Source organism: Alteromonas sp. KUL17 (assembly GCF_006538305.1).
Classification (GTDB): domain Bacteria; phylum Pseudomonadota; class Gammaproteobacteria; order Enterobacterales; family Alteromonadaceae; genus Alteromonas; species Alteromonas macleodii.
On record NZ_BJKJ01000007.1, the window covers coordinates 1 to 24,108 of the forward strand.

Consider the following 24,108-nt stretch of genomic DNA (forward strand, 5'->3'; position numbering starts at 1 on the left):
TCCCTCTCAATATATCAATCTTTAGAAACATAACAATCTAACTCTGTCTTAGTCGTTGTCACGTTAAAGCATTTTGGCTACTCCTACACCAAACCCAGCAATCATTATCAATAACCAGTACTGAAAATCAGCTACGAGCAGCATCCATTATGCGATAGTCTCTATAAAGAACTATACTTAAGGTGCACTTACCGTGATATGGTAAGAAAAGTAAGGGTTCTCATGTTTCAGAGGCTACTAATTGATGAAACTACACTTAGCTAGAAATACTAAGTTGTTAATTGCTGAAGACCAGGTGCTGGCGAAAAGCCATATGCACTACGCACTTGAGCAGTTAGGTTTCAAGAACATGAACTATGTTGATAGGCCCTCTCATGCCCTTTCGGCACTGCAAGAACATGATTATGACGCCATTATCTGCTCTTATAATTTGCGCTCTGAACAAGGCGGTTATTTTTTACTTGAGCAACTAAACGAAACTCAATCACTACCCCTCACCAGCGCATTCATCTTCACCAGTGCAGATACCTCAGCAGAAGTCGTCCACGCCATCATAGAGTTACAGCCGGATGAGTTTATCGCTAAGCCCTTTTCGGTTAACGAGTTAGACAGGCGACTTTCCAGGGTTTTATCAAGGAAAAAAGCGCTAAAGAATATCTATTCATTCATGGATAAAAAGGACTACGAAAAAGCCCTGGCCGAGGTTGAGTTCTTTCTATTGCAGCCTGAGCAAGCCGAACACTTTCCGCTAGCGATGAAGATTAAAGGCGATTTGTTGATTATCACAGAAAGGTTTCAAGAAGCCGTAGCCTTCTTTGAATCGATAATTAACGTTCAAGATTTTAGCTGGGCAAAAATGGGGATCGCGAAGAGTCTGTTGGCACTCAATGAATTAGACGATGCCGAAAGAGAAGTTATCCAGTTAGCGATGCGACCTGACTCTGCGCTTGAGGCCTATGACTTACTCGCCAAACTACAAATTAAGCAGTCAGCTTTTGACGACGCGCTGGAGTGTACATCGCTGGCGTGCAATATCTCACCTCAAAACATTGCTAGACATAAGTTAGCGATAAATTTGGCGCGGATCACCCATGATTACGAAAGTCAGTTTAACAGCGCTAAAAAGGTGGTCCGCTACGCGAAAGACTCTATCCATGACAAACCAGATATTTATTTAACTGCCGCAAGAGCGGGTGTTGATTTTGCTATGACATCTGAGCCCGAACACGTAAACAGCATAGTTAAACAAACTAATGAGTATTTGCGACAGCTGAAAAAGGCTCACCCGAAAGCAGCCTTAAACGATGAGCTGACGGTGATTGACGCGCGTCTTCATTATTTGAAAGACGACACAGTGAAAGCACAAATGCTGTTGTCAGATTTTCACACTGATCATGCCCAACACCACTCCACAGAAGCCTTGCTTGATAGAGCCAAAGCCCTTCATGAAGTAGGAATGAAGAAAGAGTCCCTTGCGATTTTAGACGCCATTTCCTCAAGGCAGGATGAGGATAACGATGAATTAAACCTCATGGCCACCTATTTAAAACAAGAGAAAGAAGAAAAAGAAGCGATTACGCTAAGCCCTAAAATACTTAACAACACCGCCGTTGCACAGTATAAACGGGGTAATTTAGAGCAGTCTTACACAACATTTGCTCAAGCGTTCCGCGTCATGCCTAAAAATCCCTCTATTGCGCTTAACTACCTTCAAGCAATAGTAAGGGCCCGAAAAGCTAACGCGCCTATGCTTCCCGACACCCTTTCGGCCATCAAAAAATGTAGAGAAACACTCGAGTCGGCAGCTTTGTCAGAAGATCAGTATTCTCGCTACGAGAACGTAAAAAGCATTCTAAAGAGCGAATGATAACGTCAGTCATTCCCCTCGCCCTTCTTATACCAATACGCTTACTTAATTAGAGTAGACGACTACTGTCTCGTGATAGAGTTTGTCTTTATACTCAAGCTCGTGACTAAACGTCATTCCTAGCTTTTTCATAATATTGATAGACGCACTATTTTGCGGGTTAGCAATAGCAGAGAATTTTTCAACACCTATATCATACAGCGCTTCTTTAACAGACTCCGCAGCCTCTGTTGCGTAGCCCTTGCCCCACGTATGGCGCTTAAAACGCCACCCTAGTTCCATATTGTCAGTTTCGGGGTGTTGAGTAAAAAAGCCAAAGGGGCGAACTAAAATCCAACCAATGCTTTCCTTTTCGACTAGCGTTTCCACGCGCCACAGTCCCCACCCTAGAGCTGGATTGGAATAGGCTTGGAAACGAGGAACAAAGATTTCCCGAATATCTTCCTTAGAAGACTTCTTGCCACCGTTGATATATTTCATGACAAGCTCATCTTGGTCGAGCTCCCATAAAAAGTCTGCGTCTTGTTCGGTGATATAATGGTAGGAAAGACGCGCACTGTCCTTGATATGCATATACTTCCTTTATCGTTATTATTTTTAATATACTTACACCGCTGAATATAGCTCATTTTTACAACAAACCAAACTTATTCGATGTATTTATTTTGCCCTACATTTTCCTTTAACGTAGAGCTAATTAACTAGCCTCCCAGCATGGCAAGGTGCTTGGTTGCCCCTGTTTTACCTTCATGCAAATAGTGTGTTTCGTGTTTTTGACCCAGCACATCTTGTAAAAAAGCGACCACTTCATCCACATTTCCAGTGGCAAGAAGATGTCTCATGTCTATCCCATTTTCACTGAACAAGCATAGGTGAAGCTTTCCTGGGGCAGAAACACGTAGTCGATTACAAGTTTTACAAAAATCTTTGCTGTAAGGCATGATTAAGCCAATTTTACCGGCATAGTCAGGGTGGTAAAACTCCTGCGCTGGCCCCGCATCTTTTCTACGCAACAAGGGCTGCCAGCCCATGTCTAACAACGTACTTTTTAGCGGCGTACCACTTTGATGTTGCTTATTGAAAAACTGGTTTAAGTCGCCTGTCTCCATTAGCTCTATAAACCGGAGCGTTACTGGCATATCTTTTACCCAAGCAAGAAACCTATGTAGACGGCTGTCGGAAAAATCGTTGAGTAAGACAGAGTTCACTTTCACGTCTAAGCCGGCATCAATCGCTGCGTCTAACCCTCGAAGTACAGCTTTAAGCTTGTCTTGTCCTGTTATAGCGGCAAACTGACGGGGATCTAAACTGTCAATACTTACATTTACTTGGTGTAACCCTGCTTCTTTCCACTGATGCGCAAACTTTTCCATTCGCGCTCCGTGTGTTGTCATCGCTACACGTTCGATACCAGGCGTATTACTTGTTAGCTGTAAAATATCAAGAAAGTCTCTTCGCAGCGTTGGTTCGCCGCCTGTTAGGCGCACTTTCGACGTACCTAGCTTAGCGAACGCTTTGAGCAAGGTATCAATTTCGTTTAGCGTCATAAACTGATCGCTTGTCGGGCCTTCATATCCGTCTGGCAAACAGTACTGACAACGAAAGTTGCACGCTTCGGTCACTGACAAACGTAAATAATGAAACTGTCTACCGAAACTATCTTCTAACAAACTAACTCCTTAATCCTGTGCTGCTTAGTCATTCAATTCACGGCTTTCTCAATCTAACAAAAGCCAGTAAAACATTGAGTGAATAACAAGGTAACTAAATTAAACTACCTCTAGTGTACGCGCGGTGAAACCAAAATTAAACACATTCATCGCTATAAATAAGACCATTTTAATCTCTAGCCTATTTCAAAACGTACTTCAAAAAGCGAAAATCGCCCTACACGAGCAGGTTAGCTCAATATCTATTACAACGTTTACGAAAAGCGATTTTTTGAATCAGCGCGTTCCTAACACTGTAAACACAATAATAAAGCACACTATAAAATGAGAAAAAACCGTTTTCCCACCAATGTCGACGAACCTGTTAAATGGCACGTTCTCTCACAGCTTTGGCCTTATCTCCTAGAGTTCAAGCACCGTGTATTTCTTGCTCTACTCTGCCTAGTAGCAGCAAAGCTTGCCAGCATCGGCCTACCCTATGTATTGAAATACACTGTCGATAGCTTAAATGGCGACCTAACCACGATTGCATTAGCGGTACCTATCAGCCTTATCGTTGCCTACGGAACACTGCGTTTACTGAATGTTTTGCTCGGCGAAGTACGCGACACGCTATTTGGTCGGGTTACAGAGCGTGCCATGCGCCGCCTTGGCCTAAAAGTCTTTAAACATTTGCACAACTTAGACTTGGGCTTTCATTTAAATCGACGTACAGGCGGATTGTCACGAGATATAGAGCGCGGTACCAACGGCGTAAGCTTCCTCATGCGTTTTATGGTGTTTAATATTGTTCCTACCCTGTTAGAGATCACTCTTGTTGTAGGCTTACTCTTGTTTCAGTTTGGCGTATCTTTCGCGTTAATTATTGTAGTTAGCGTGGTGGCTTACATTGGCTTTTCGATGAAAGCCACGGATTGGCGCACTCGCTTTGTTACTCAGATGAATGAAGCTGACTCGACCACCAATTCCCGGGCGGTAGACAGCCTGCTAAATTTTGAAACCGTTAAATACTTTAACAACGAATCCTTTGAAGCCAATCGCTACGATAAAGATTTAGCCACATGGGAAAAAGCACGAAGAAAAAACCGCTTGTCGCTATTTGCATTGAATGGCGGCCAAGCTGCCATTATCGCTATCGCCATGACATCTATGATGGCAAACGCCGCCTTTGGCGTCATGAATGGCGAGATGACAATAGGTGACTTTGTATTAATAAACGCGTTCACCATGCAGATTTTCATGCCCTTAAATTTCTTGGGTTTTGTGTACCGTGAAATTCGAGGGAGCCTTGCAAATATCGATAAGTTGTTTGACCTTCTCGCCCAATCTCCGGCCATAAAAGATGCCCACGACGCTACAGAATTAACCTGTGCGAACCCTGCACTGCGATTTAACAATGTGCATTTTGCATACACTGAGAATCGACAAATACTTAACGGCTTAAGCTTTGATGTACCGCCAGGCTCAAAAGTAGCGGTAGTGGGTGAAAGCGGCGCAGGAAAATCAACGCTGATGAAACTACTCTTTCGGTTTTATGAGCCTCAACAGGGCGACATCACGATAAATGGAAAAGACATCGCATCGGTTACGCAACAAAGTCTGCGTTCACATATCGGCATTGTCCCTCAGGATACGGTGCTGTTTAACACTACCTTGCTAGAGAATATTCGCTACGGTAACCCTGACGCCAGCGATGAAGACATTAAACAAGTTATCAAACTCGCGCATCTTGAAGCATTTGTAGAAGGCCTACCTGAAAAGCTAGACACAACGGTAGGTGAGCGAGGCCTAAAACTTTCTGGTGGCGAAAAGCAGCGCGTATCTATCGCAAGGGCCTTACTTAAAGGCGCGCCAATCATGATTTTTGATGAAGCCACCAGCTCGTTAGACAGCACGTCAGAACGTGCGATATTAGCGGCCCTTCGCGACGCTGCTAAAGGACACACCAGCCTAGTCATCGCCCATAGACTGTCCACAATTGTTGATGCCGACAAGATCCTTGTACTTAAAAACGGTACCATTGTAGAGGAAGGGACACACACTTATTTACTAGAGCAAGATGGTGAATACGCAGCACTATGGCAAGCACAGCAGCGTGAAGATGAAGACCTCATCGAAAATTCCAAGACAAAAGGTAATCAGTAAATGGACCCAACGCTTATTAAAGCCGCTATTAACCAAGTGATGCCCTTTGGCAAATACGCTGGAAGACGCCTATTTCATTTACCTGAACCCTATTTGGTCTGGTTTCACAAGCAAGGCTTTCCAGAAAACAAGCTTGGTGAGCAGCTCGCTTTAATGTATGAAATTAAGCTAAACGGCTTAGAGTCTGTTGTAGAACCGCTATTAAATGACGACTAGCAATCACACGGGGACTCAGCGCCCCCTAATGGCAAAATGAGTAAACTCTAACCATACGATGATTTATGTTAGCAAGACCCAGAAAGCAACGTCGAAGTGACGTAAACGAACGCATCAAAAAAATACATAATGCCATTGCCGACAAACTGATGTTGCAACCAGAACTATTCGAAGAAGTCGAAAAAACATTAGAAAACCGTTATCACAACAAAATGATGCGCTATGGAAGCTACCTTCTTTGGGAAGGAATAATTGAGGCTCGCCATCAACCAGACGTATTTAAGGCGCTTCTTTTGGCTGACGATGAGCGTACAGCCAACTTAAGAAGAGAAACCATCTTCGTCGGTATTTTAAGTGAAGATGAACGAGCCGCCATTTTTGCAGGTTAACCGATTGCTAGCTTAGCTTCTGGGTATTTAATGCGGCTTATTCGAGGGCTGGCAATAAAATAAAAACTAGCCTTGGATACAGGAGATTTCTCCCTTCCCCACTGATAAGTTTCACTTGCGACGATATATAACGTTGCTTGGAAATTTAACCGAATAGAGCGATATATAAGGAATGTAACAATGAAAGAACTAACTAACCATGAAGTAAAGCACGTAAGCGGTGGGAACTACCTAATTGGTGTGGGGTTTGGAATATTAGGTTCGTACGTGTATGACAGCATTGGTGGGAAGCAAGGAGTCGACAACTATGTTGAAAATAGTGTTGCCTCAGCCAGGTCGAGCATAAAATATTGGAGCAGACGTTTTCTTAGTAAGTTTTGATAAACGTGCTCGTTTCCATGCTTGGCCAGTATGTGAAGTCCAAAGCGATTGGTAAATGGCATTTTACTGTCGTTTACTATGGCGGTCTCGCACTATGTTGCTATTTTACCTATCTACATATGATAGGGCTAAGAACTGGTAATGGTAGTTTGATACTCAACGCTGCACCCAACTTTTTGGCGGTTCCCATAACCTGTTCTTTTGCTTTTGCTGTAACGAATGGCAATAAAAAACTTACCGCGCTCTTTTGCGCATTAGGCGTTATAGGATATGAGCTTATGCAGCTTGGGATGGAAGAGCGAACGTTTGATAGCTTTGATGTTTTGTTTTCGGTGTTCGGCTATCAGTTTATGCTGTTAGCCATTACTGTTGAGAGAAAAATCACATCAAGAGCTTAAAAAGTAAATATTTTGAAGAGTGTAAGCTCTAACAACTGGCTTTTGTATAAAACGAAAAAACGGCATCTCAATGATGCCGTTTTTCTAAATTGCCAATGCGATAATGGCTACTTTGCGCATTACGCATTACGCATTACGCATTACGCATTACGCATTACGCAAATGATCAGCCACCAAGAATGCCATTTCAAGCACTTGATCTGCATTCAAGCGCGGATCGCACTGGGTCTTGTAAGCCTGCGCTAAATCATCATCGCTAATTTCATAAGCACCGCCCGTACACTCAGTCACGTGCTGGCCAGTCATTTCAAGGTGAATACCACCAGCGTGAGTACCTTCTGCTTCGTGAGCTTGGAAGAACTGCTTAATTTCTTTCAAAATTGCATCGAAATTACGGGTTTTATAACCGCTAGATGCCGAGAATGTGTTGCCGTGCATCGGGTCAGAGCTCCACACTACATGTCTGCCTTCAGCTTTCACTTTACGCAATAAGCGTGGCAAGTTGTCAGCTAAATTATCGGCGCCCATACGCGTAATAAGCGTCAAGCGACCCGGGTCGTTTAGCGGGTTAAGTGCATCAATTAAACGAATAAGCTCGTCTTCCTGCATGCTTGGACCCACTTTCACACCAATTGGGTTGTGAATGCCTCGGAAAAACTCAACGTGCGCATGGTCAAGTTGTCGGGTACGCTCGCCAATCCACACCATGTGAGCCGAACAATCGTAAGGCTTACCGGTAAGGGTATCGATGCGTGTTAGCGCCTGCTCATAGTTCAACAGCAATGCTTCATGCGACGTGAAAAGTGAGGTCTCGTGCAGCGTAGAACTGGTTTGTGCGTTAATACCAATAACATCCATAAACTCAAGGGTATCTTGAATACGGTTGGCCATATCAGAATAACGCTCTTTAAGCGGATTGTTTTCAACGAACGCCATGTTCCAGCGGTTAACTTCATGAAGGTCGGCCAAACCACCTTGCGCGAACGCGCGAAGTAAATTCAGTGTTGACGCACTGCGATGGTAGGCTTCCAACAAACGGTCAGGATCTGGTCGACGGGCCGCTTCGGTAAATTCGAAGTTGTTGATGATATCACCACGATAGCTTGGCAAGGTCACGCCATCGCGGGTTTCGAAATCTGATGAGCGCGGCTTGGCGTACTGGCCTGCCATACGGGCAACCTTGGTTACCGGGCAACGACCAGCAAAGGTAAGCACAATGGCCATTTGAAGAATAACTTTAAAGGTATCGCGAATTTTAGGCGCATTAAATTCGTCAAACGACTCAGCACAGTCGCCGCCTTGTAAAAGAAAGCCTTTACCCAAGCTGACTTCACCTAGCTGGCGTCTAAGCTCACGGGCTTCAGCAGCAAATACAAGCGGTGGATAAGAACTTAATGTTTGCTCTACTTCTTTTAAACGTACTTTGTCGTCGTACTCTGGTTGCTGAAGAATAGGTTTATTTCTCCAACTGTCTACTTGCCAATTACTCAACGGTGTTCTCCTGAATAAAAAACGTAGGGCAAACGTTTTACTGAAAATATTTATTGAAGCTAGATGCTTCGAATAAAAAGACTGTAACGCGCTTAACAGTGCGTCTGTAGCGCTTTTTTCTAATCAGCCTAATGTGAAAATGTGAATCTAAAAAAATGCTGGGGGCACTTTACCACATTTATTCTAGGGAAATAGGTGCGCAAACTTGAATTTCTAGAAAGTTATCGTGCTTGCTTATAGCAAAATGGCATTCAAACACACTTTCTAAGTTTGTTTGCGTGGCCACCTCTTGTGGCTTACCGAACGCTACCATGCGACCTTTTTGCAAAAGCCATAAACTATCGCAATAGTTGGCACTAAGCGCGATATCGTGAGACGTCATAAGTAGGGTATTCCCTTTATCGCAAAGGAATTTTACCAAACTAGCCAGTGCATATTGATGTCTTATATCAAGTCCTTGCAATGGCTCGTCTAAAAGCACAACCCCCTCTCCGCGCTCTAACTGCGGCCATATTTGCAAAAGCGAACGGCAAATTTCTACTCGCTGACGCTCACCGCCAGAAAGCTGGGTGACAATTTGGTTCAAGAAACCCGATATTTCGAGTGCTTTTTCTAAAACCGGAGGAATTAGTTCATCTTGCTGTGCTGTTGCATAAAAGCTTAGGTACTCTTTTACCGACAAGTGAAAACCACTTTCGCTTTGTTGCGCTAATAAGGTGCGCACACTCGCAAGTGTTGCCAGCGACCAATCGTTCATTGGTTTACCTAGCAGCATGACGGTGCCCTCATCAGCGTCAATAAGGCCCGCAAGGGTAAGCAACAGTGTTGATTTCCCTGCCCCATTTGGCCCTATAATGTGAACGCACTCGCCTTTTTTTGCACGTAAACCTTCCACCGAAAGTCGCGATGCCACTTTTACATTCTGTAAGGTTAAAACGGTACGACTATCTGCTAGGTTATGGCTATTCGCTGGGCTATTGCAATCAGCAACGTCATCTTTAACGCTAACGTTTTGCTTAGGGTTAGTAATTATGGTGTCTTGCTCACTAGCATTTATTCGTTCATTGCTGCCAGAATCAGGGCGTTGCTGGGGTCTAAAATTGTTTGTCGTCATTTCATTTCCCCTCCACTACCCTTTTATTTGACCATTAGCTAATGCCCAAATTAATAATGGACCGCCTAACGTAGCTGTTACCATAGACACCGGAAGCGTAATGGCACGGGTCATTTCAGAGCTTAACGCAACCAGCATCAGCAGACTTGCACCACTTAATGCACTTAACGGCAACAAATAGCGATTATTATGCCCGATGATCAAACGTAAGATATGCGGTACTAATAAGCCAACAAAAGCAATAGAGCCTGCCATAGACACCGCAGTGCCTACAGCAATAGCGCAGACAATGAGTGCGCGCTCAGTGAGTTTCTCCACATCCACACCACTGCTTTTTGCTGCAAGTTCACCAGCATAGAGCTTGTTTAAATCGCCGGCGAAATAAAGCTGTAATGCGACAGCAACAGCGATTAACGGGCCGCCCACTGACAAAATTAACCAGTTAGTTTGGTACAAACTACCCATTAACCAGAAAGTAAGATTGCGCAGGGCATTAGCGTCGCTGAACATGTAAAGCCACGCTATAACGGCGCCGCTAAGAGTAGAGATGGCAATACCAGCTAGAATAACAGCCGTAGAGGAGCCCAGCAGTTTTCTGGCTAAGCGGTAGATAATAAATGTAGATAACAACGCACCAATAAAACATCCCAAAGGCAGCAAATAGTGTAGGTACGCTGTAGCCCATTGTGGGGTTAGCAATAGCAAAAGCGCAGCAACCAAGCTTGCGCCACTCGTAATGCCAATAATTCCCGGATCTGCCAGGGGATTTCGCAACACTACTTGCAAGGTAGCGCCACTTGTAGACAGTGCCGCCCCTACTAAACACGCAGTGAGAATAAGCGGTATTTGAAGCTGAACAATAATATGCTGTTTTAGTTCAGCCGCTGTATCAGACAGCCCTGTCACGCTAACAATACCTACCACACCTATGACGAGTGACAAAAGTACTGTTATTACAACCAAAGTGACGGCGGTGCGTTTAGTTCCTATCATTGTTAATATGGGGTCTCAACGTAGGCTCTCGAAATGGTGTATCAATATGACTTACGTTTATTGTTGTTGGGTTTGCTTAATATGCGTAATCAAACCGTCCGACGCTTCTTCGATAAGATCTAACACCAACTCAAAGCCGCGCTTGCCGCCATAATATGGGTCAGGTACTTCCTTATCGTCTACATTTGCAAAATCAAGAAACAGCTTAATTTTATCGTGGTACTGGCTAGGCGACATACCGTGCAAATTAGCAAGGTTGCTGTTATCCATGGCAAGAATGAAATCAAATCGCTCAAAGTCGCTTTCATCCACACGTCGGCACTTTAGCCCTTTGAAACTGTAGCCTCGTTCTACGCCTGCGGCTTGCGAACGCTTATCGGGCGGGTTACCAATGTGATAGCCGTGGGTTCCCGCTGAGTCAATTTCAATATTTAATCCGGCTTGTGCAGCCTTGTGTTTGAACACGGCTTCTGCGGTTGGAGAACGACAAATATTACCCAAACACACGAACAACACCGATGTAGATTGTTTCATTCAAAATCCTATTTCAACGCAGTGACGGAGCGCGACTAAACTTTATGCCTAGTTTCACGTATGATACGCCGTCAGAAAAATTGTGGAGTTAGTATGACCGCACATGTACTTATGCTAAGTAGCTCACGTCAAGGCGACGAGGCTTACTTAGAGCACGCTAGAGCGCTTATTTTTGCACACTTAGGCGAAATTCGCGACCTTCTATTTGTTCCTTACGCCGCCGTAACTCAAACGTACGATAGCTACGTGGACGCCGTTGCTACCGCCCTGCCAGAGTGCAAGGTTACGGGCCTACATACCGTTGAAGATCCTGTTGCCGCAGTCAATAACGCGAAGAAAAACGGCCAAGCCATTGTTGTAGGCGGTGGAAACACCTTTCACCTGCTTTCTACCCTTTATGCAAACGCGCTTATTGTGCCAATAAAGCACGCCATCGCCGATTGCACTCCTTATATTGGCTGGAGTGCAGGTTCGAATATTTGTGGTCAATCAATTAGAACCACTAACGACATGCCCATTATCGAGCCGCCGAGTTTTGATGCACTAGATATCGTGCCGTTTCAGTTAAACCCGCATTACACCGATTATCAGCCGCCGGGTCACAATGGCGAAACCCGCGACCAACGTTTGGCAGAGTTCACCACGCTTAATCCAACCACGCCAGTAGTTGCTATTCGCGAAGGTACAGCGCTGCGCCTTACTCATAATCAACTTACCCTAGTGGGTGAAAAAGACGGCTTTATCTTTCTAGGTGAAGAAAAAACGCCAATTCATTCAGGTGATGATTTAACTTATTTGCTTGATAGCGACGAATAACGCCTCATCGTTGGGCGCTACCTGGTAAGGAATTTCTGCCAGTAGCGGTTCGGGTAACATGGCTTTAAGAGAGTGCAGATTTTCTTGGTATCGCGTCATGTTACCTGTGATGTCGTTCGCAACCCACCCTTTAATGGTAAGTCCATCAGCGCGAATTGCTTCTGCGGTTAATAACGCATGATTCAAGCAACCTAGGCGCATGCCTACAACTAAAATCACATCCATTTTGAGTGTTTTCACAACATCAGAAAGATAGTAAGTGGGCGTATACTCATCACCTACCGTTAGCGGTAAACGCCACCCACCTGCACCTTCCATTAACAAAAGATCTGGTTGATAGGCGTGCAGTTCGTCAAGCCCTTTTGCAATCTCGTCAAACGTTAACGCAACACCTTCTTCAAGGGCAGCAATATGTGGTGCAATAGCCGGCTTTAGTGCAATTGGGTTTATTTGATGCAAAGGAAGTGTCTGCCCACTTTCTTCGTTGTTTTCATTTACGCTTTTTAGCTCGTTATTGTCTGTAATTTTAATGGCTTTATTTGCGCGTATTTTGGAGCACGCTTTCTGAATATTTAGCGCATCTTCGTTAACCCACTCGCCGTTTATCTGTTCGCATCCGGCTGCAATAGGCTTGTAGCCGATGGCGCTTAACGAGGATTTTTGCGCAGCTTGTAGTAGTTGGCAGGTAACATAGGTTTTACCTACTTCGGTGTCGGTACCGGTAATGAAATACTGCTTCATCGTTTTTCCAATCTAAAATGACTCACGCGGTAGGTAAGCGGTAACTTACTTTCTACACCGCTCATATTGCTGTAAGCCATAGCTAATTTTTTAATATCTCGACGGGTGAGCGGCGGTTGTTTTCGGCCGGTCTCACCTGCCCCCACCCCTTTCACAGAGCGCAATAGCGACATAATATCGCAGTGAGTATCGACATAGTCCTTAGTAATCACCCGTTGCAAAGAAAGGCCCGACTGCTTAAAGCCGTTTACCCATTGTGAGGTTGTCGGCATATAGGTTTCGGCTTGCGGAAGCTGCGCTACTTTGCGCGCCGTTTTAAGTTCATTAAATGAACCCGCCACCATAATTGCCAGCTCGGCAATACCACTTTTTTTAAGCACTCGCGCTATCTCATTAGCGACAAGACGAGTATCGCTAACCCACTGAAGCGCCATAGATGAAAATACGGTTGAAAATTGGCTATCACAGAAAGGCAAATCAACAGCACTACCTTCTACAAAAATGGGGTCAGAGTACATTTTTCTGGCCTGCGCCAACATGCCCTCGGCAATGTCTACGCCAGTTGCGGCTGCACCTTTATTTGCAAGGGTTTGGGTATGAATGCCAGTACCACAGCCGATATCAAGAACCGTACCCTGTAAGTCTATCGGTAAGTTCGCTAATGCCTGCTTAGCAATAATGCGCTGAACACCCGCAATACTGTTGTACTGCACAGCCGCTTTTGAAAAACGATGTGCCACGTCCTGCTCATTAATTGTTGAAGCAGTACCATTACGCTCAGCTTTTGCAGCGCCTTTAATTGTTATAGAGCCTTCAGCTGTAATATAGCCCTCAGTTTTTGCCTTCTCCTCGGCATGCATATTGGCCGAAGCTTCGGAGGAGCAATCAGAAGGGTAAGCACTTTTAACTGTGAGAGCCCCTTCAGCGTTGGTCGCACTTTTAAAATCGAGAGGTGCCTCGGACGAAAAAACCCCGTTTGCCTTAAAAGCCGCCTGCGCCGCGTCACGCGACAGCTTACCGTCGAAGAGACTTCTCGATTCTGCCGACATAGCAGCTTTTATAGCGGGACTTAGTGACATCGTTACATCTCTTTTTTACTTACAGAGTCAGGAGTATTCACAGCGCTGTCTGATTCTTTTTCTACTGCAGTCTCACTTAACAGAAAGTTATTAAGTGAAAGCTCTAGGGCATCAAGCAATACGTCAATATCCTGTGATGAATGATTTGACGTAAGCGTAATACGCAGCCTGTCTTGGTTTTTCGGTACAGTAGGCTGCCTGATAGCCGTTGCCCAAATGCCGCGCTGTTTTAGCCCGTCACTTAGTGCAATTGCACGTTCTGGGCTACCAACGATAATAGGCTGAATCGCACTTTGTGATTGCCCCAAAGTGATTTCAATTGGTGCTTTGTCTTTCTCGCTTGAATTGAGTGTCTGTCCAAAACGTTTTTGAAACGAGTCTCTGAAATAGGCGATATTGTTATGCAGCGTTTCGCGGCGGGCAGTATCACTGGCGATATGTGTAAGAGAGTACAACGTCGCGACCGCTTGTGCTGGTGGCATGGCAGTGGAATACACATAATGTTTAGAAAAATTCACCAGATAATCAATTAGGGTTTGGCTTCCCGCAATAAAGGCGCCGGCCGTGCCCACTGCTTTGCCAAATGTTCCCATAACAATAGGCGCTTGTTGCTGGCTTAAGTTTAGTGCTTCTGCTGTGCCGAAGCCGTTTTCACCCAATACACCCATACCGTGTGCATCGTCTAACATGAACCATGCATTATATTTAGCGGCCAGTTCAGCGATATCTTCACAAGGCGCTACGTCACCGTCCATACTAAACACACCTTCACTGGCAATCAGAGTGTCTTGCTGGTTTGCACCAGAATTACCAACCGCATCGGGCACCTGGCTTTGACAAACGCTCGATAGCAGGCTCTCTAAATGACTTAGATCGTTATGCTTGAAACGGCGAAGCTTAGCGCTGTCAGATACACATTGCGCCCCCTCTAAAAACGAAGCGTGCATGAGCTTGTCGGCAATAATATGACCCGCACTCGCGCTTTTATTAGGGTGAGACATGTGAGGAAAAAGTGCCATGCACAGTGCCTGATTGGCGGCAAAGCCAGAGTTAAACAACAGCGCAGCTTCTCGGTTTAACCCATCGGCAATGTAGGCTTCTAGCGCCAAATGAGCCTGTGTGTGCCCAGTTACCAAAGGCGATGCACCACTGCCACCACCAAATTGCGCTAGCCCCTCAACCCAACTTTGCAATACACCCTCATGCTGGCGCATGCCTAGGTAGTCATTGCTTGAAAAATTAAGGTAGTGCTCACCGTTAATACAAATAATGCTGTCTTTTTCGTATTGTTGGCAGTGGCGCTGGCGCAGCAAGCCTTGCTCGGCACGCGCGCTCAGCGAATCGTCTAACCAGTGAAAGGCCATTACGCCTCCGTTAAATGCTGTTTCTTTGGCGCTACCTTAGGCTTGGTTGCATCAATAAACAAGTCGTTACTGTCGTCGGCTTGTTCTTGTTGCTGGGCAATTTCTTCTTCTAACACTTGTTGATGTGCTTCGTCTGAGTAATCCCTTGTACGCTCAGTATTAATACCAAGCTTTTTGAACAGCATTACATCTTCATGGGTATCTGGATTTGACGTGGTTAACAGCTTGCAGCCATAGAAAATAGAATTCGCGCCTGCCATAAAACAAAGGGCCTGCATTTGTTCGTTCATGGCTTCGCGGCCTGCCGACAAGCGCACATGTGACTTAGGCATCATGATACGAGCAACGGCAATAGTGCGGATAAACTCAAAATAGTCCAAGTCTTCTACACTATCGAGTGGCGTACCTTTTACTTTAACCAACATATTAATAGGTACACTTTGAGGCTGCTCAGGAAGGTTTGCTAATTGCACTAACATACTAGCCCGATCGCTCACCGTTTCTCCCATGCCAACAATTCCCCCAGAGCAAACATTCATACCTGCAGCACGCACGTTCTCTAACGTATTCAATCGGTCCTGGTAAGTACGGGTCGTGATAATATCGCCGTAGTATTCCGGAGAGGTATCAAGGTTGTGATTATAATAATCAAGGCCCGCTTGCTTTAAGGCCACAGCTTGATCGCGGGTTAACATACCCAGCGTCATGCAGGTTTCTAAGCCTAAGCTTTTGACCTCTTCAACCATTTTTAAAATGTAAGGCATGTCTCTGTCGCGTGGATTTCGCCAAGCAGCCCCCATACAAAAACGGGTTGAGCCTACTTGCTTTGCTTCTTTCGCACGCTGGATGACTTTTTCAATTTCCAGTAATCGTTCTTTTTCAAGGCCCGTATCATACCGAGCACTTTGCGGGCAGTACTTACAGTCTTCAGGGCAAGCACCGGTTTTAATCGACAAAAGCGTGCTGACCTGCACTTCATTCGGATTAAAATGCTGTCTATGCACTACTTGGGCATTAAACAGTAAATCGTTAAATGGCATGGCAAACAAAGCTTCGACTTCGGCTTTGGTCCAATCGTTTCGAATAGTTGTCGTTTGCGCAGAAGGCGCACTAGCCAGCGTCATTGACTGTCCTTTACTAATTATTATCGCTGGCTTAGTCTATGCCCCAATATCGAGTTGTCAACTCTGACCAATTTAGAAACTTTACCAATGGTTATTTTGTGAACAATATAGAATTTGATAAACAACACATTTGGCACCCCTATACCTCGGCGGTTAATCCCCTTCCCTGCTATGAAGTAGTTGGTGCAAAAGGCGCTGAGCTTACCTTGGCCACCGGTGAAGTATTAGTAGACGGAATGTCTAGCTGGTGGGCTGCTATTCACGGCTACAACCATCCCGTACTCAACGATGCTGCGCACAAGCAAATTGACGCATTTTCTCACGTTATGTTTGGCGGTATTACTCACCAGCCGGCGGTAGATTTGTGTAAATCGTTACTGAACATGGTGCCGGCAGGTTTAGAGCGTGTATTTTTAGCAGACTCTGGCTCAGTGTCTGTTGAAGTTGCGATAAAGATGGCGATCCAGTATTGGGCGTGTCAAGGGCGCTCAGAGAAGTCACGCATTGTCGCGCCGCGCAATGGCTACCATGGCGACACGTTCGCTGCAATGAGCGTGTGCGATCCCGTTAACGGCATGCATAGTTTATTTGAGGGTGTACTAAGCAAGCAGATTTTTGCGCCCGCTCCTCAAACTCGCTTTGGCCAAACGTTTAGCGAAGATGACATTCTTCCACTTGAAGAGATTTTTGAAAAGCATCACCACACGATGGCAGCCCTTATCCTAGAACCTGTTGTTCAAGGCGCGGGAGGCATGCGTATTTACCACCCCGAATACTTAAAGCGCTGCCGCCAGCTTTGCGATACCTACGACGTACTTTTAATTTGCGATGAAATTGCTACTGGCTTCGGCCGTACAGGTAAGCTCTTCGCTTGCGAGCATGCAGGTATTTCGCCTGACATCATGTGTTTGGGTAAAGCGATTACGGGTGGTTATATGACACTGGCCGCGACCTTGTGTACCGAAGACGTGGCTTTAGGGGTTTGCCAAGGGGAGCCTGGCGTATTTATGCACGGCCCAACCTACATGGGCAACCCGTTAGCCTGCGCGGTGGCCAATGCCAGTCTGTCGCTCATTAACGAAAATCATTGGCAGCAACAAGTTCCTGTCATTGAGAAACAATTACAAACCGAATTGGCAAAATGTGCAGACTTGCCGCGAGTCGCTGACGTAAGGGTGTTAGGTGCTATAGGGGTAGTCGAGACGGTAAATCCCGTCAATGTAGCCGAAATTCAGCGCCATTTTGTAGAACAAGGCGTGTGGATACGGCCATTTGGGAAACTGGTATACATTATGCCTCCGTACATTATATCTTCCGAGCAGTTAAGTAAGCTGACCCATGCGATTTACACCGCCTTGAAATAGTGTGTGAGATTGTTACGCTAACTATCTTCTTGGGTGAAATATGAGTTTTGAACCACCAGTTGACGTCAATTGGCCCGAGGGTTGATGTTAGTTTTGTTATAGAGTGAACATTCAACTTTAAAGCGGGTCACTAATTAGATCATTAATGCAGAGTGTTTATAGCGAGATTTGAATGATAGTACGTGTTTTAGATAAAGTTGTATTTGCAGTCTTGTTTATCATTACACTTCAAGTCCCCATCTTGGCGGATCATTATCGTCAATACCTCAATGGTTATTATGATGCACTGAGAGATGAAGTTTCTAGTTCGTCAGCGCTCGCCAAGCAGCATGGTTTTTCTTCGGTTGAAGCCATGCTTGAAAGCTTACAGAAAAACAGTGAGCCAGTTGTGCGAGAGAATGCCTCGATGAAAGCCACACGCTTCGCCCAGATCACCACTTTAGAGCAAGGCATGAGGAAGTTAGAGCACGGTCATTATTTCGAAAAGCTTGTGTTTATGGCCTCGCCTTCTCAATATGGTACGCTGAAGCGCGTGTTAGATAATTTCAGCCCCTCTGTCCCACTAACGCCTTCGTCAATTGTGTTCAGCCTTGTTACCGCTATCTTACTTAATCTGTTAATTTGGACGCCACACTTCTGCTATTGTCAGGTTAAGAAAATTAAAAATAAACCCAAACGCTACGCTTATAAATAGCACTTGGGTTTATCTTGTTGATACGTGGTTTATTATTTTTTTAAAAAGCCACTTCTACCAGTCCCACTGAACCAACACATTAGATCTTAATGAGCTGCATGGCTTTGGTATTTCATGGCCTGAGATTTCAAGGCATCATGCAAGCCATGCACTAAAATCGCTCGGACCTTTCTCTATCCGTCAGCCGGCTTAGCTATTTTTTTCGTATAGCTTTTCCTCGTTTTCTTTTCATCTCTTTTCCACGCTCTCTTTTTCTCGCTTTAGTGAGCCTCAACAGTCGCGATCCGCATTTAGGTACATATGGCGTGCTCTAAATCATCATCTAGTAAGAGTTGGCATCTTTGCTGCAACACTGTATTAAGAGTGTGTGTTGAGATGTTGCTGAATTTACACTACGTCTATCAAAGTGAACAATTAATACCTTTTATAAACAGCAACTTAAACACAAAAAGCTATACAGGAGATATTATTATGCCAACAGATGCACAATTATTAATCGGGAAAGTGTTGCAAATAAAAGACAAAATTATTGCAAAACGCCACTGTATTCCAAGCGACCTAAAAGCGGAATGGAACACGCTTAATGAGCAAACTGCGTGTTTTGAAAGTGAGGCGCTTTATAGAAGTGCTGTGAAAGGCCAAGAAATGAATAAGCACATTGATTATTCAGGTTCGGTGAAAGAGCTTTCTCAATTAGTAAAACAACTTAAAACGCTAAATAAAAAAGTTAACGTTACACGAGTTCATCACTAATACCTGCGATGACACGCCACGGTTATGGCTATTTTAAGTTTCGCTGAGTGGGTATTTATCTTTGCGGACTAATGGTATGAGGCCTCAAGCATTCTCCGTGCCTCAGGCCTAAGCAAAAATTCGTGTTACTTTTCTTTTTAAGGAGTACTAATGTTCTTACTTTACGCGTGCCATAGCTGGCAAGCCTTAGAAAGTCTTCGCGGGCAACCGGAATGTGTTGATACTCGACAGGCTGCCCCTCACTCGCATCTGGATCGTGCAGGTAATAGCAATGAGAATCGCAGCTAGTCACCGCAACCCAATGGGGAACCTTTTTCTTATCGAACGCGTATGTGCTAATTAAGCACAATACTGCCCCGCCAGCTTTAAGGGTTTGGTCGATAACATCAACTCGCCAGTCAGAGATTTCAACAGAAATGCCCTTCCTACGTGCCTCTGCCATAAACTGCGACTCAACATTTTCGACTATCGCTTTCTTGTTAGTATCTCTGACGCCATCAACAAAAAGCGGGACATCCTGATTGATGACCACTTTCGCTGCATAACCTTCGTTTACCGCGGCGAGCGCTAATCCAACCGGGTGGCAACCGCCATGACCTGACATCATAAATATCGTGGTAGCAGTACGCCACAACGATAGTTCTTTTTCTTGGGTCATTTCATAGCGATTGTTCAATGCACACATTGCCATCATTAATGCTGATGGACCGCAGGTAAAATCAGTCGTCTGTTGGTACCACGGATAAACCTCTGGCTTAACTGACTTACTCGGCACCAACACTTTTTGCATACGTAATGCGTCAGTGTGATCGTCGTAGTAATCGGTATACATACCAAACTGACTAAACCCTAACTTTTTATACAGAGCAATGGCGCCAGCATTACCTACTGCCACTTCCAGGCGCATAAATCGCTTTCCCCGCAAAAGCGCCCGCTCCCCCAAGCTATTTATGAGCTTTTCAGCAACGCCAAGCCCTCTCGCCTCAGGCAAGACTGCGATAGAATACAGTCGAGTGAGCTGCGTTCCACGACGCAGCAGCAACAGTCCATAGCCAACAATACTATTTAAACTCGGCTTATTTTTGTCGAGGTTAGAACTTGAAGTCGACGGCTCGCGCTCGGCCACAATAAGCTCTGCGTGCTGGGCATCAATGTAAAATTTGAAACGACTTTTACTTAGCCTGTCGGTGGTGAAACAAGTTTGCTCAATGTGCTGAAGCGAAGCAAGATCGTGTAATGTCGCAATGCGCAGCACTACACTCGACTGCGTAGAAGGCACACCAACACTATTTGTCGATTTAGTATTAGATGCGCCCTCAGCTAGGCCATATGCACGATTTGCGCTTTCCTGTGGACTTGCATTATTCACTTCAATTACTCGCTCAGCCGATGTAATCATCGCCCTCTTTGCTCCAACCTGTCAGCAAATTCCTGCATAATTAATTCGTACAGTTCTTTGCCTAAATATTTGTCTTCAACACCCGAGTCGATACTTGGGTTGTCGTTCACTTCAATAACATAAACTGCATTGCCGGTTTGCTTGATGTCTACACCATACAAGCCGTCACCCACCGCTTTAGCGGCCTTGATAGCAGCTTGTAACACCGGCTTAGGCACTTCAAATGTTGGCATTGTGGCAAATCCACCCGAAGAGAATCGGTCTCCCTGATGGTTGTATATCTGCCAATGGTTGCGGACCATAAAGTATTGGCAAGCGTAAATAGGTTTGCCACCTAATACACCAATTCGCCAGTCGAATTCAGTGAATATATATTCCTGAACCAAAACAAGTGCCGATTCAGCCAGCATTTGTTCTAAGCGCGTTTTTAACGCTTCTTTATTTTCAGCTTTATGCACGCCGCGGGAAAACGAGCTTTCTGGCAGTTTTAAAACAAGCGGCAAACCAAAGTCAGTTATGAGTTTTTCGCATACTTCATCAGTAGCGCTCGATACAAACGTCGCTTTCGGCGCTGGCACTTTCTGATAAGCAAACGCATCTTGCAAGTACACTTTGTTACAGCAGCGCAGAATTGACTGCGTATCGTCCATAACCACAATGCCTTCTCGCTCTGCGGCACGCGCTAAACGGTAAGTATGATGGTCAATCGCCGTCGTTTCACGAATGAACAATGCATCATAGTGACCCAATTCTTCTTGCGACAGGCGACTCACCACATCTGCGCGAAAGCCCACTTTTTCAGCTGCTTTAACAAAGTTTTTAATGGCGCGTTCGTCACTAGGCGGCGTGCTCTCTTCTGGGTTAACCAAAATGGCCATATCCCAACGAGTACGTTTGCTCGTTTTACCGGCTTTCCACTGTATTTTGGTATGTGCTTCTAATTGCTCAATGAAACGCGCTTGTTGCTTGGCGTTTAAGTCCTTAAACGCTTTTGCCTGTACGCTTGCAAAGCCTTCAATTTGTACTTTACCCGTGGCTTTAGGCGACACTTTCGTATCGGTAACTGTTGGGCTTAACACCAAAACAGGGTACGGGTATTTTTCAAACGCTTGGCGCGCCAAACGCTTAAAGCGCTGATCTTTCACTTCGCCGAAAAGTACTAATATAGGCTCATCAGTAATTTCCGTATTGTCTTGAGATACCGACAAAGAGAAGACGATGCGATCGATACTTTTCTCTTCCGCCATGCGTAAATCGTTAATGGTATTTACAGAAGGCAATACAGAGTGATTACGTGCCTGAGCCAAAAGTGAACAATAGTACCCTTCGCTTAAGTAACGCGTAGTATCACAAATGTTGATAACGCGTGTTTTGGGCTCGTTCAACTTTGGAAACTCAGCAAGATAATCTTGAAAAGTCAGCACGGTTAAAGCTGTGTTACAAAAAGGAGTAACATCATCAGTAACAATCAGTGTATTGTGCATGTAATTCGCTTCTAAATAGTGTGTTGTCAGTTACAATTATTACTGTGTTTGTTCAATTTACAAACACGATTAAAGTAGCGCTGAGTTTACGCTTTACTCATCATTTGCATAGCATTATCAGCACGGCTTTTTTTCATCGTTAAGACAACAAAAACTAATGTGCATTTGAATAGATTGAAACGACTTTTGTTTATTGAGTTTGCCTATACATTGAAGTAAGCAAACAAGATACGAATGGTTTAAGGAGTACGTATGTTATTAGCCAGCTTGGCTATTTTAATCGGATTACCGGTTTTGCTTTGGAGCGCAGGGAAGTTTGTAGGTGGTGCCGCATCGGTAGCCAATCATTTCGGTGTTTCCCCCTTGCTCATCGGTATGCTCATTATTGGGTTTGGTACATCGGCTCCTGAAATCATCGTTTCAGTGTTTGCAGCTATTCAAGGCAACTCTGGCATAGCGTTGGGCAACGCCTATGGCTCAAATATCGCCAATATCCTGTTAATCCTTGGCCTTACCGCAATCATTAGTCCTATTGCGGTTAAATCTGAAATCATTAAGAAAGAGCTGCCTGTTTTACTTGGCATCACCTTCTTTGCCGCATGGCAGGTGTGGGACTTAAATATCTCGAAAGACGACGCATTCTCTTTGTTAGGACTGTTTGTGCTTCTGCTTTCTTGGAGTATTTATCACGGCATGAAAGGCGACAAAGACGCCCTCGCCGACGAATACGATGAAGAGATTAATAGCAACGAAGGTACTGTAAAAACCCACGTAATGTGGTTGATTGCGGGGCTTTTATTGCTAGTTGCAAGCTCGCGTATGCTGGTATGGGGCGCGGTAGAAGTCGCCACCTTCTTCGGTGTTAGCGATACTATTATCGGGTTGACGGTTATCGCAATTGGTACATCGTTACCAGAACTTGCATCATCGCTAATGGCGGTGAAGAAAGGCGAACACGATTTAGCCATTGGTAACGTGATCGGATCTAACATGTTCAACACCTTGGCAGTAGTGGGCATTGCAGGCACCATTCAGCCAATGACCGTAGGTTCAGAGTTTTTATACCGAGACGTTATGGTGATGTTCGCATCAACCATTGCCCTATTCATTTTCTGTATTGGCATTAAGCGCCAAGGACGTTTAAACCGTCTGGAAGGCGGAGCATTTGTGCTGGCCTACGCGGCCTATACGTACTGGCTTATCCAAGCAGCTTTTATTTAAGTTATTGCCGCAAGCCTTGTAAACAATAACGCTTATTATGCATCGCTCACTTGATGGGAAGCTCACAGCAACCCCATCAAGTGACATAAACGCCGTTTGTCGAAAGCGCTACTCACAAAGCTTTGTCATTTTGCCCTTGAGTTATGTTTTTGTCGTGCACCACATGTAGAGCGCTTTCACTATTTACAGGCCCAGTGTGGTAGCCAGTGTGATTAGGCTTATCGCCGCAATAGCAAATAAAATGAATAGGTTTATGCCAAAGCTATCGCTTTGACGACGATTTCTTCTGGCACGCATAATTATGCTAACCAAACTCACTATCAAACATACCTGCAGCATGATGGTCATGGCCGATAAGTGACTTTCAGACCAACTGGTATCGCCTTTTATTCCCCAGTACTGCTGCACGCCACTGATAAAGTCAGGGCGCGCATAGTGAAACAGTATGAGTACGACAACCATGCCAACCCAGCCAACGATGTTTAACCCAAGCATCACCTTATAAAAAGGCGTTTTGGAACGGGGCGTTGAGCGTCGCTCTGCAAGTTGCTCGTAAGTCATAGAACTTCTCTCATTTTCGGCATCGCTAGAACGGTCAGCGTCACTTTGCGTAGCACTCGGTTCTTGTGCTTGCTGAGACACTGGCGTGTTCGAATCATTTTTATTTCCCATTTGTCACTCTGTTCTCTGGCATCCCGCTTTATGTTGGGTATACTAGCGTGCTATTGGATTGTATTTCATTGGTTATTTTTACATCACCAAGTCATGTTTCGATCTGTATTTTGCTTATACTTGGCACCAAGCGAATTGCGAAATGCCTTTTTGAAAAGCGAAAAGCTAATACAGATTCTAGTAAGTTATCGGCATGGCA

The 24,108-nt window shown here is 44.9% G+C and carries 24 protein-coding genes; 11 read left to right on the forward strand and 13 right to left on the reverse strand.

Features of this window, described 5'->3' with window-relative positions; genetic code table 11:
- The first annotated feature begins 244 nt into the window (after window positions 1–244).
- A complete protein-coding gene (locus KUL49_RS08075; protein WP_131136971.1) occupies window positions 245–1,867 on the forward strand; it encodes a response regulator in 1,623 nt (540 codons plus the stop codon).
- A gap of 45 nt (window positions 1,868–1,912) precedes the next feature.
- Here KUL49_RS08075 and KUL49_RS08080 read toward each other — a convergent pair whose 3' ends face one another.
- The gene (locus KUL49_RS08080) at window positions 1,913–2,440 is read right to left on the reverse strand and encodes a GNAT family N-acetyltransferase (RefSeq protein WP_131136972.1); all 528 of its coding nucleotides are present in this window, start codon (window positions 2,438–2,440) and stop codon (window positions 1,913–1,915) included.
- A 128-nt stretch (window positions 2,441–2,568) separates the two neighbouring features.
- Window positions 2,569–3,537: a GTP 3',8-cyclase MoaA gene (moaA, locus tag KUL49_RS08085; protein ID WP_131136973.1), complete on the reverse strand. Its 969-nt coding sequence runs from the start codon at window positions 3,535–3,537 to the stop codon at window positions 2,569–2,571.
- A 324-nt stretch (window positions 3,538–3,861) separates the two neighbouring features.
- Between moaA and KUL49_RS08090 the strand changes: the two genes are divergently transcribed.
- The 5 genes from KUL49_RS08090 (at window position 3,862) to KUL49_RS08110 (ending at window position 7,066) form a co-directional block, all read left to right on the forward strand.
- Entirely contained in the window at window positions 3,862–5,682 is a 1,821-nt protein-coding gene (locus KUL49_RS08090) for an ABC transporter ATP-binding protein/permease (RefSeq protein ID WP_131136974.1), read from the forward strand.
- On the forward strand, window positions 5,683–5,898 hold the full coding sequence (locus KUL49_RS08095) for a DUF3820 family protein (RefSeq protein ID WP_014948919.1): 216 nt from the start codon (window positions 5,683–5,685) through the stop codon (window positions 5,896–5,898). It begins immediately after the preceding gene.
- Window positions 5,899–5,963: 65 nt separating this feature from the next.
- Complete coding sequence (locus KUL49_RS08100) at window positions 5,964–6,287, forward strand: hypothetical protein (RefSeq protein ID WP_131136975.1); 324 nt, start codon at window positions 5,964–5,966, stop codon at window positions 6,285–6,287.
- Window positions 6,288–6,467: 180 nt separating this feature from the next.
- Window positions 6,468–6,668, forward strand: a complete 201-nt coding sequence (locus tag KUL49_RS08105) for a hypothetical protein (protein ID WP_131136976.1) — start codon at window positions 6,468–6,470, stop codon at window positions 6,666–6,668.
- Window positions 6,669–6,700: 32 nt separating this feature from the next.
- Window positions 6,701–7,066: a hypothetical protein gene (locus KUL49_RS08110; RefSeq protein WP_131136977.1), complete on the forward strand. Its 366-nt coding sequence runs from the start codon at window positions 6,701–6,703 to the stop codon at window positions 7,064–7,066.
- A gap of 147 nt (window positions 7,067–7,213) precedes the next feature.
- Here the strand turns inward: KUL49_RS08110 and KUL49_RS08115 are convergent, their stop codons facing one another.
- The 4 genes from KUL49_RS08115 to KUL49_RS08130 all read right to left on the reverse strand — a co-directional run bounded on the left by KUL49_RS08115 (window position 7,214) and on the right by KUL49_RS08130 (window position 11,198).
- Entirely contained in the window at window positions 7,214–8,557 is a 1,344-nt protein-coding gene (locus tag KUL49_RS08115; RefSeq protein ID WP_131136978.1) for a class II 3-deoxy-7-phosphoheptulonate synthase, read from the reverse strand.
- Window positions 8,558–8,735: 178 nt separating this feature from the next.
- The gene (locus KUL49_RS08120; RefSeq protein ID WP_131136979.1) at window positions 8,736–9,671 is read right to left on the reverse strand and encodes an ABC transporter ATP-binding protein; all 936 of its coding nucleotides are present in this window, start codon (window positions 9,669–9,671) and stop codon (window positions 8,736–8,738) included.
- A gap of 15 nt (window positions 9,672–9,686) precedes the next feature.
- Window positions 9,687–10,664: an iron ABC transporter permease gene (locus tag KUL49_RS08125; RefSeq protein WP_131136980.1), complete on the reverse strand. Its 978-nt coding sequence runs from the start codon at window positions 10,662–10,664 to the stop codon at window positions 9,687–9,689.
- A gap of 57 nt (window positions 10,665–10,721) precedes the next feature.
- Window positions 10,722–11,198 (reverse strand): low molecular weight protein-tyrosine-phosphatase, encoded by a 477-nt coding sequence (locus KUL49_RS08130; RefSeq protein WP_110287836.1) that lies wholly within the window; start codon window positions 11,196–11,198, stop codon window positions 10,722–10,724.
- Window positions 11,199–11,291: 93 nt separating this feature from the next.
- On the opposite strand from KUL49_RS08130, the gene pepE reads away from it, so the two are divergent.
- Complete coding sequence (gene pepE / locus KUL49_RS08135) at window positions 11,292–12,014, forward strand: dipeptidase PepE (protein WP_131136981.1); 723 nt, start codon at window positions 11,292–11,294, stop codon at window positions 12,012–12,014.
- Here pepE and bioD read toward each other — a convergent pair.
- The 4 genes from bioD to bioB are packed head-to-tail and all read right to left on the reverse strand — an operon-like array spanning window position 11,985 to window position 16,322.
- A complete protein-coding gene (gene bioD, locus KUL49_RS08140) occupies window positions 11,985–12,755 on the reverse strand; it encodes a dethiobiotin synthase (RefSeq protein WP_131136982.1) in 771 nt (256 codons plus the stop codon). The genes pepE and bioD overlap by 30 nt on opposite strands.
- A complete protein-coding gene (locus KUL49_RS08145) occupies window positions 12,752–13,834 on the reverse strand; it encodes a methyltransferase domain-containing protein (protein WP_131136983.1) in 1,083 nt (360 codons plus the stop codon). The genes bioD and KUL49_RS08145 overlap by 4 nt, the downstream gene beginning before the upstream one ends.
- A gap of 2 nt (window positions 13,835–13,836) precedes the next feature.
- Window positions 13,837–15,198 (reverse strand): 8-amino-7-oxononanoate synthase, encoded by a 1,362-nt coding sequence (locus KUL49_RS08150; protein ID WP_069944004.1) that lies wholly within the window; start codon window positions 15,196–15,198, stop codon window positions 13,837–13,839.
- On the reverse strand, window positions 15,198–16,322 hold the full coding sequence (gene bioB / locus KUL49_RS08155) for a biotin synthase BioB (RefSeq protein WP_014976059.1): 1,125 nt from the start codon (window positions 16,320–16,322) through the stop codon (window positions 15,198–15,200). The genes KUL49_RS08150 and bioB overlap by 1 nt, the downstream gene beginning before the upstream one ends.
- A gap of 38 nt (window positions 16,323–16,360) precedes the next feature.
- Between bioB and bioA the strand changes: the two genes are divergently transcribed.
- From bioA to KUL49_RS08170, 3 genes are all read left to right on the forward strand, one after another.
- A complete protein-coding gene (gene bioA / locus KUL49_RS08160; protein ID WP_181412764.1) occupies window positions 16,361–17,686 on the forward strand; it encodes an adenosylmethionine--8-amino-7-oxononanoate transaminase in 1,326 nt (441 codons plus the stop codon).
- A gap of 172 nt (window positions 17,687–17,858) precedes the next feature.
- Window positions 17,859–18,380, forward strand: a complete 522-nt coding sequence (locus tag KUL49_RS08165) for a DUF2937 family protein (RefSeq protein WP_014948903.1) — start codon at window positions 17,859–17,861, stop codon at window positions 18,378–18,380.
- 471 nt (window positions 18,381–18,851) lie between these two features.
- On the forward strand, window positions 18,852–19,133 hold the full coding sequence (locus tag KUL49_RS08170; RefSeq protein WP_039233500.1) for a hypothetical protein: 282 nt from the start codon (window positions 18,852–18,854) through the stop codon (window positions 19,131–19,133).
- 55 nt (window positions 19,134–19,188) lie between these two features.
- Here the strand turns inward: KUL49_RS08170 and KUL49_RS08175 are convergent, their stop codons facing one another.
- Together KUL49_RS08175 and KUL49_RS08180 are read right to left on the reverse strand one after the other, a co-directional pair.
- Entirely contained in the window at window positions 19,189–20,532 is a 1,344-nt protein-coding gene (locus KUL49_RS08175) for a GNAT family N-acetyltransferase/peptidase C39 family protein (protein WP_242633774.1), read from the reverse strand.
- On the reverse strand, window positions 20,529–22,016 hold the full coding sequence (locus KUL49_RS08180) for a RimK family protein (RefSeq protein WP_131136985.1): 1,488 nt from the start codon (window positions 22,014–22,016) through the stop codon (window positions 20,529–20,531). The genes KUL49_RS08175 and KUL49_RS08180 overlap by 4 nt, the downstream gene beginning before the upstream one ends.
- Window positions 22,017–22,268: 252 nt before the next feature.
- On the opposite strand from KUL49_RS08180, the gene KUL49_RS08185 reads away from it, so the two are divergent.
- Window positions 22,269–23,237: a calcium/sodium antiporter gene (locus tag KUL49_RS08185; protein WP_014976054.1), complete on the forward strand. Its 969-nt coding sequence runs from the start codon at window positions 22,269–22,271 to the stop codon at window positions 23,235–23,237.
- Between the two features lie 183 nt (window positions 23,238–23,420).
- Here the strand turns inward: KUL49_RS08185 and KUL49_RS08190 are convergent, their stop codons facing one another.
- Window positions 23,421–23,909, reverse strand: a complete 489-nt coding sequence (locus tag KUL49_RS08190) for a hypothetical protein (protein WP_014976053.1) — start codon at window positions 23,907–23,909, stop codon at window positions 23,421–23,423.
- Between the last annotated feature and the right edge of the window lie 199 nt (window positions 23,910–24,108).

What these genes read in the sequence shown, in the direction of transcription:
- KUL49_RS08075 (WP_131136971.1), top strand. Translation starts at nt 245, where the DNA reads ATGAAACTACACTTAGCTAGAAATACTAAGTTGTTAATTGCTGAAGAC.
- KUL49_RS08080 (WP_131136972.1), bottom strand. Translation starts at nt 2,440, where the DNA reads ATGCATATCAAGGACAGTGCGCGTCTTTCCTACCATTATATCACCGAA.
- KUL49_RS08090 (WP_131136974.1), top strand. Translation starts at nt 3,862, where the DNA reads ATGAGAAAAAACCGTTTTCCCACCAATGTCGACGAACCTGTTAAATGG.
- KUL49_RS08095 (WP_014948919.1), top strand. Translation starts at nt 5,683, where the DNA reads ATGGACCCAACGCTTATTAAAGCCGCTATTAACCAAGTGATGCCCTTT.
- KUL49_RS08100 (WP_131136975.1), top strand. Translation starts at nt 5,964, where the DNA reads ATGTTAGCAAGACCCAGAAAGCAACGTCGAAGTGACGTAAACGAACGC.
- KUL49_RS08105 (WP_131136976.1), top strand. Translation starts at nt 6,468, where the DNA reads ATGAAAGAACTAACTAACCATGAAGTAAAGCACGTAAGCGGTGGGAAC.
- KUL49_RS08120 (WP_131136979.1), bottom strand. Translation starts at nt 9,671, where the DNA reads ATGACGACAAACAATTTTAGACCCCAGCAACGCCCTGATTCTGGCAGC.
- KUL49_RS08125 (WP_131136980.1), bottom strand. Translation starts at nt 10,664, where the DNA reads ATGATAGGAACTAAACGCACCGCCGTCACTTTGGTTGTAATAACAGTA.
- KUL49_RS08130 (WP_110287836.1), bottom strand. Translation starts at nt 11,198, where the DNA reads ATGAAACAATCTACATCGGTGTTGTTCGTGTGTTTGGGTAATATTTGT.
- pepE (WP_131136981.1), top strand. Translation starts at nt 11,292, where the DNA reads ATGACCGCACATGTACTTATGCTAAGTAGCTCACGTCAAGGCGACGAG.
- bioD (WP_131136982.1), bottom strand. Translation starts at nt 12,755, where the DNA reads ATGAAGCAGTATTTCATTACCGGTACCGACACCGAAGTAGGTAAAACC.
- KUL49_RS08145 (WP_131136983.1), bottom strand. Translation starts at nt 13,834, where the DNA reads ATGTCACTAAGTCCCGCTATAAAAGCTGCTATGTCGGCAGAATCGAGA.
- KUL49_RS08150 (WP_069944004.1), bottom strand. Translation starts at nt 15,198, where the DNA reads ATGGCCTTTCACTGGTTAGACGATTCGCTGAGCGCGCGTGCCGAGCAA.
- bioB (WP_014976059.1), bottom strand. Translation starts at nt 16,322, where the DNA reads ATGACGCTGGCTAGTGCGCCTTCTGCGCAAACGACAACTATTCGAAAC.
- bioA (WP_181412764.1), top strand. Translation starts at nt 16,361, where the DNA reads ATGCCCCAATATCGAGTTGTCAACTCTGACCAATTTAGAAACTTTACC.
- KUL49_RS08165 (WP_014948903.1), top strand. Translation starts at nt 17,859, where the DNA reads ATGATAGTACGTGTTTTAGATAAAGTTGTATTTGCAGTCTTGTTTATC.
- KUL49_RS08170 (WP_039233500.1), top strand. Translation starts at nt 18,852, where the DNA reads ATGCCAACAGATGCACAATTATTAATCGGGAAAGTGTTGCAAATAAAA.
- KUL49_RS08175 (WP_242633774.1), bottom strand. Translation starts at nt 20,532, where the DNA reads ATGATTACATCGGCTGAGCGAGTAATTGAAGTGAATAATGCAAGTCCA.
- KUL49_RS08180 (WP_131136985.1), bottom strand. Translation starts at nt 22,016, where the DNA reads ATGCACAATACACTGATTGTTACTGATGATGTTACTCCTTTTTGTAAC.
- KUL49_RS08185 (WP_014976054.1), top strand. Translation starts at nt 22,269, where the DNA reads ATGTTATTAGCCAGCTTGGCTATTTTAATCGGATTACCGGTTTTGCTT.
- KUL49_RS08190 (WP_014976053.1), bottom strand. Translation starts at nt 23,909, where the DNA reads ATGGGAAATAAAAATGATTCGAACACGCCAGTGTCTCAGCAAGCACAA.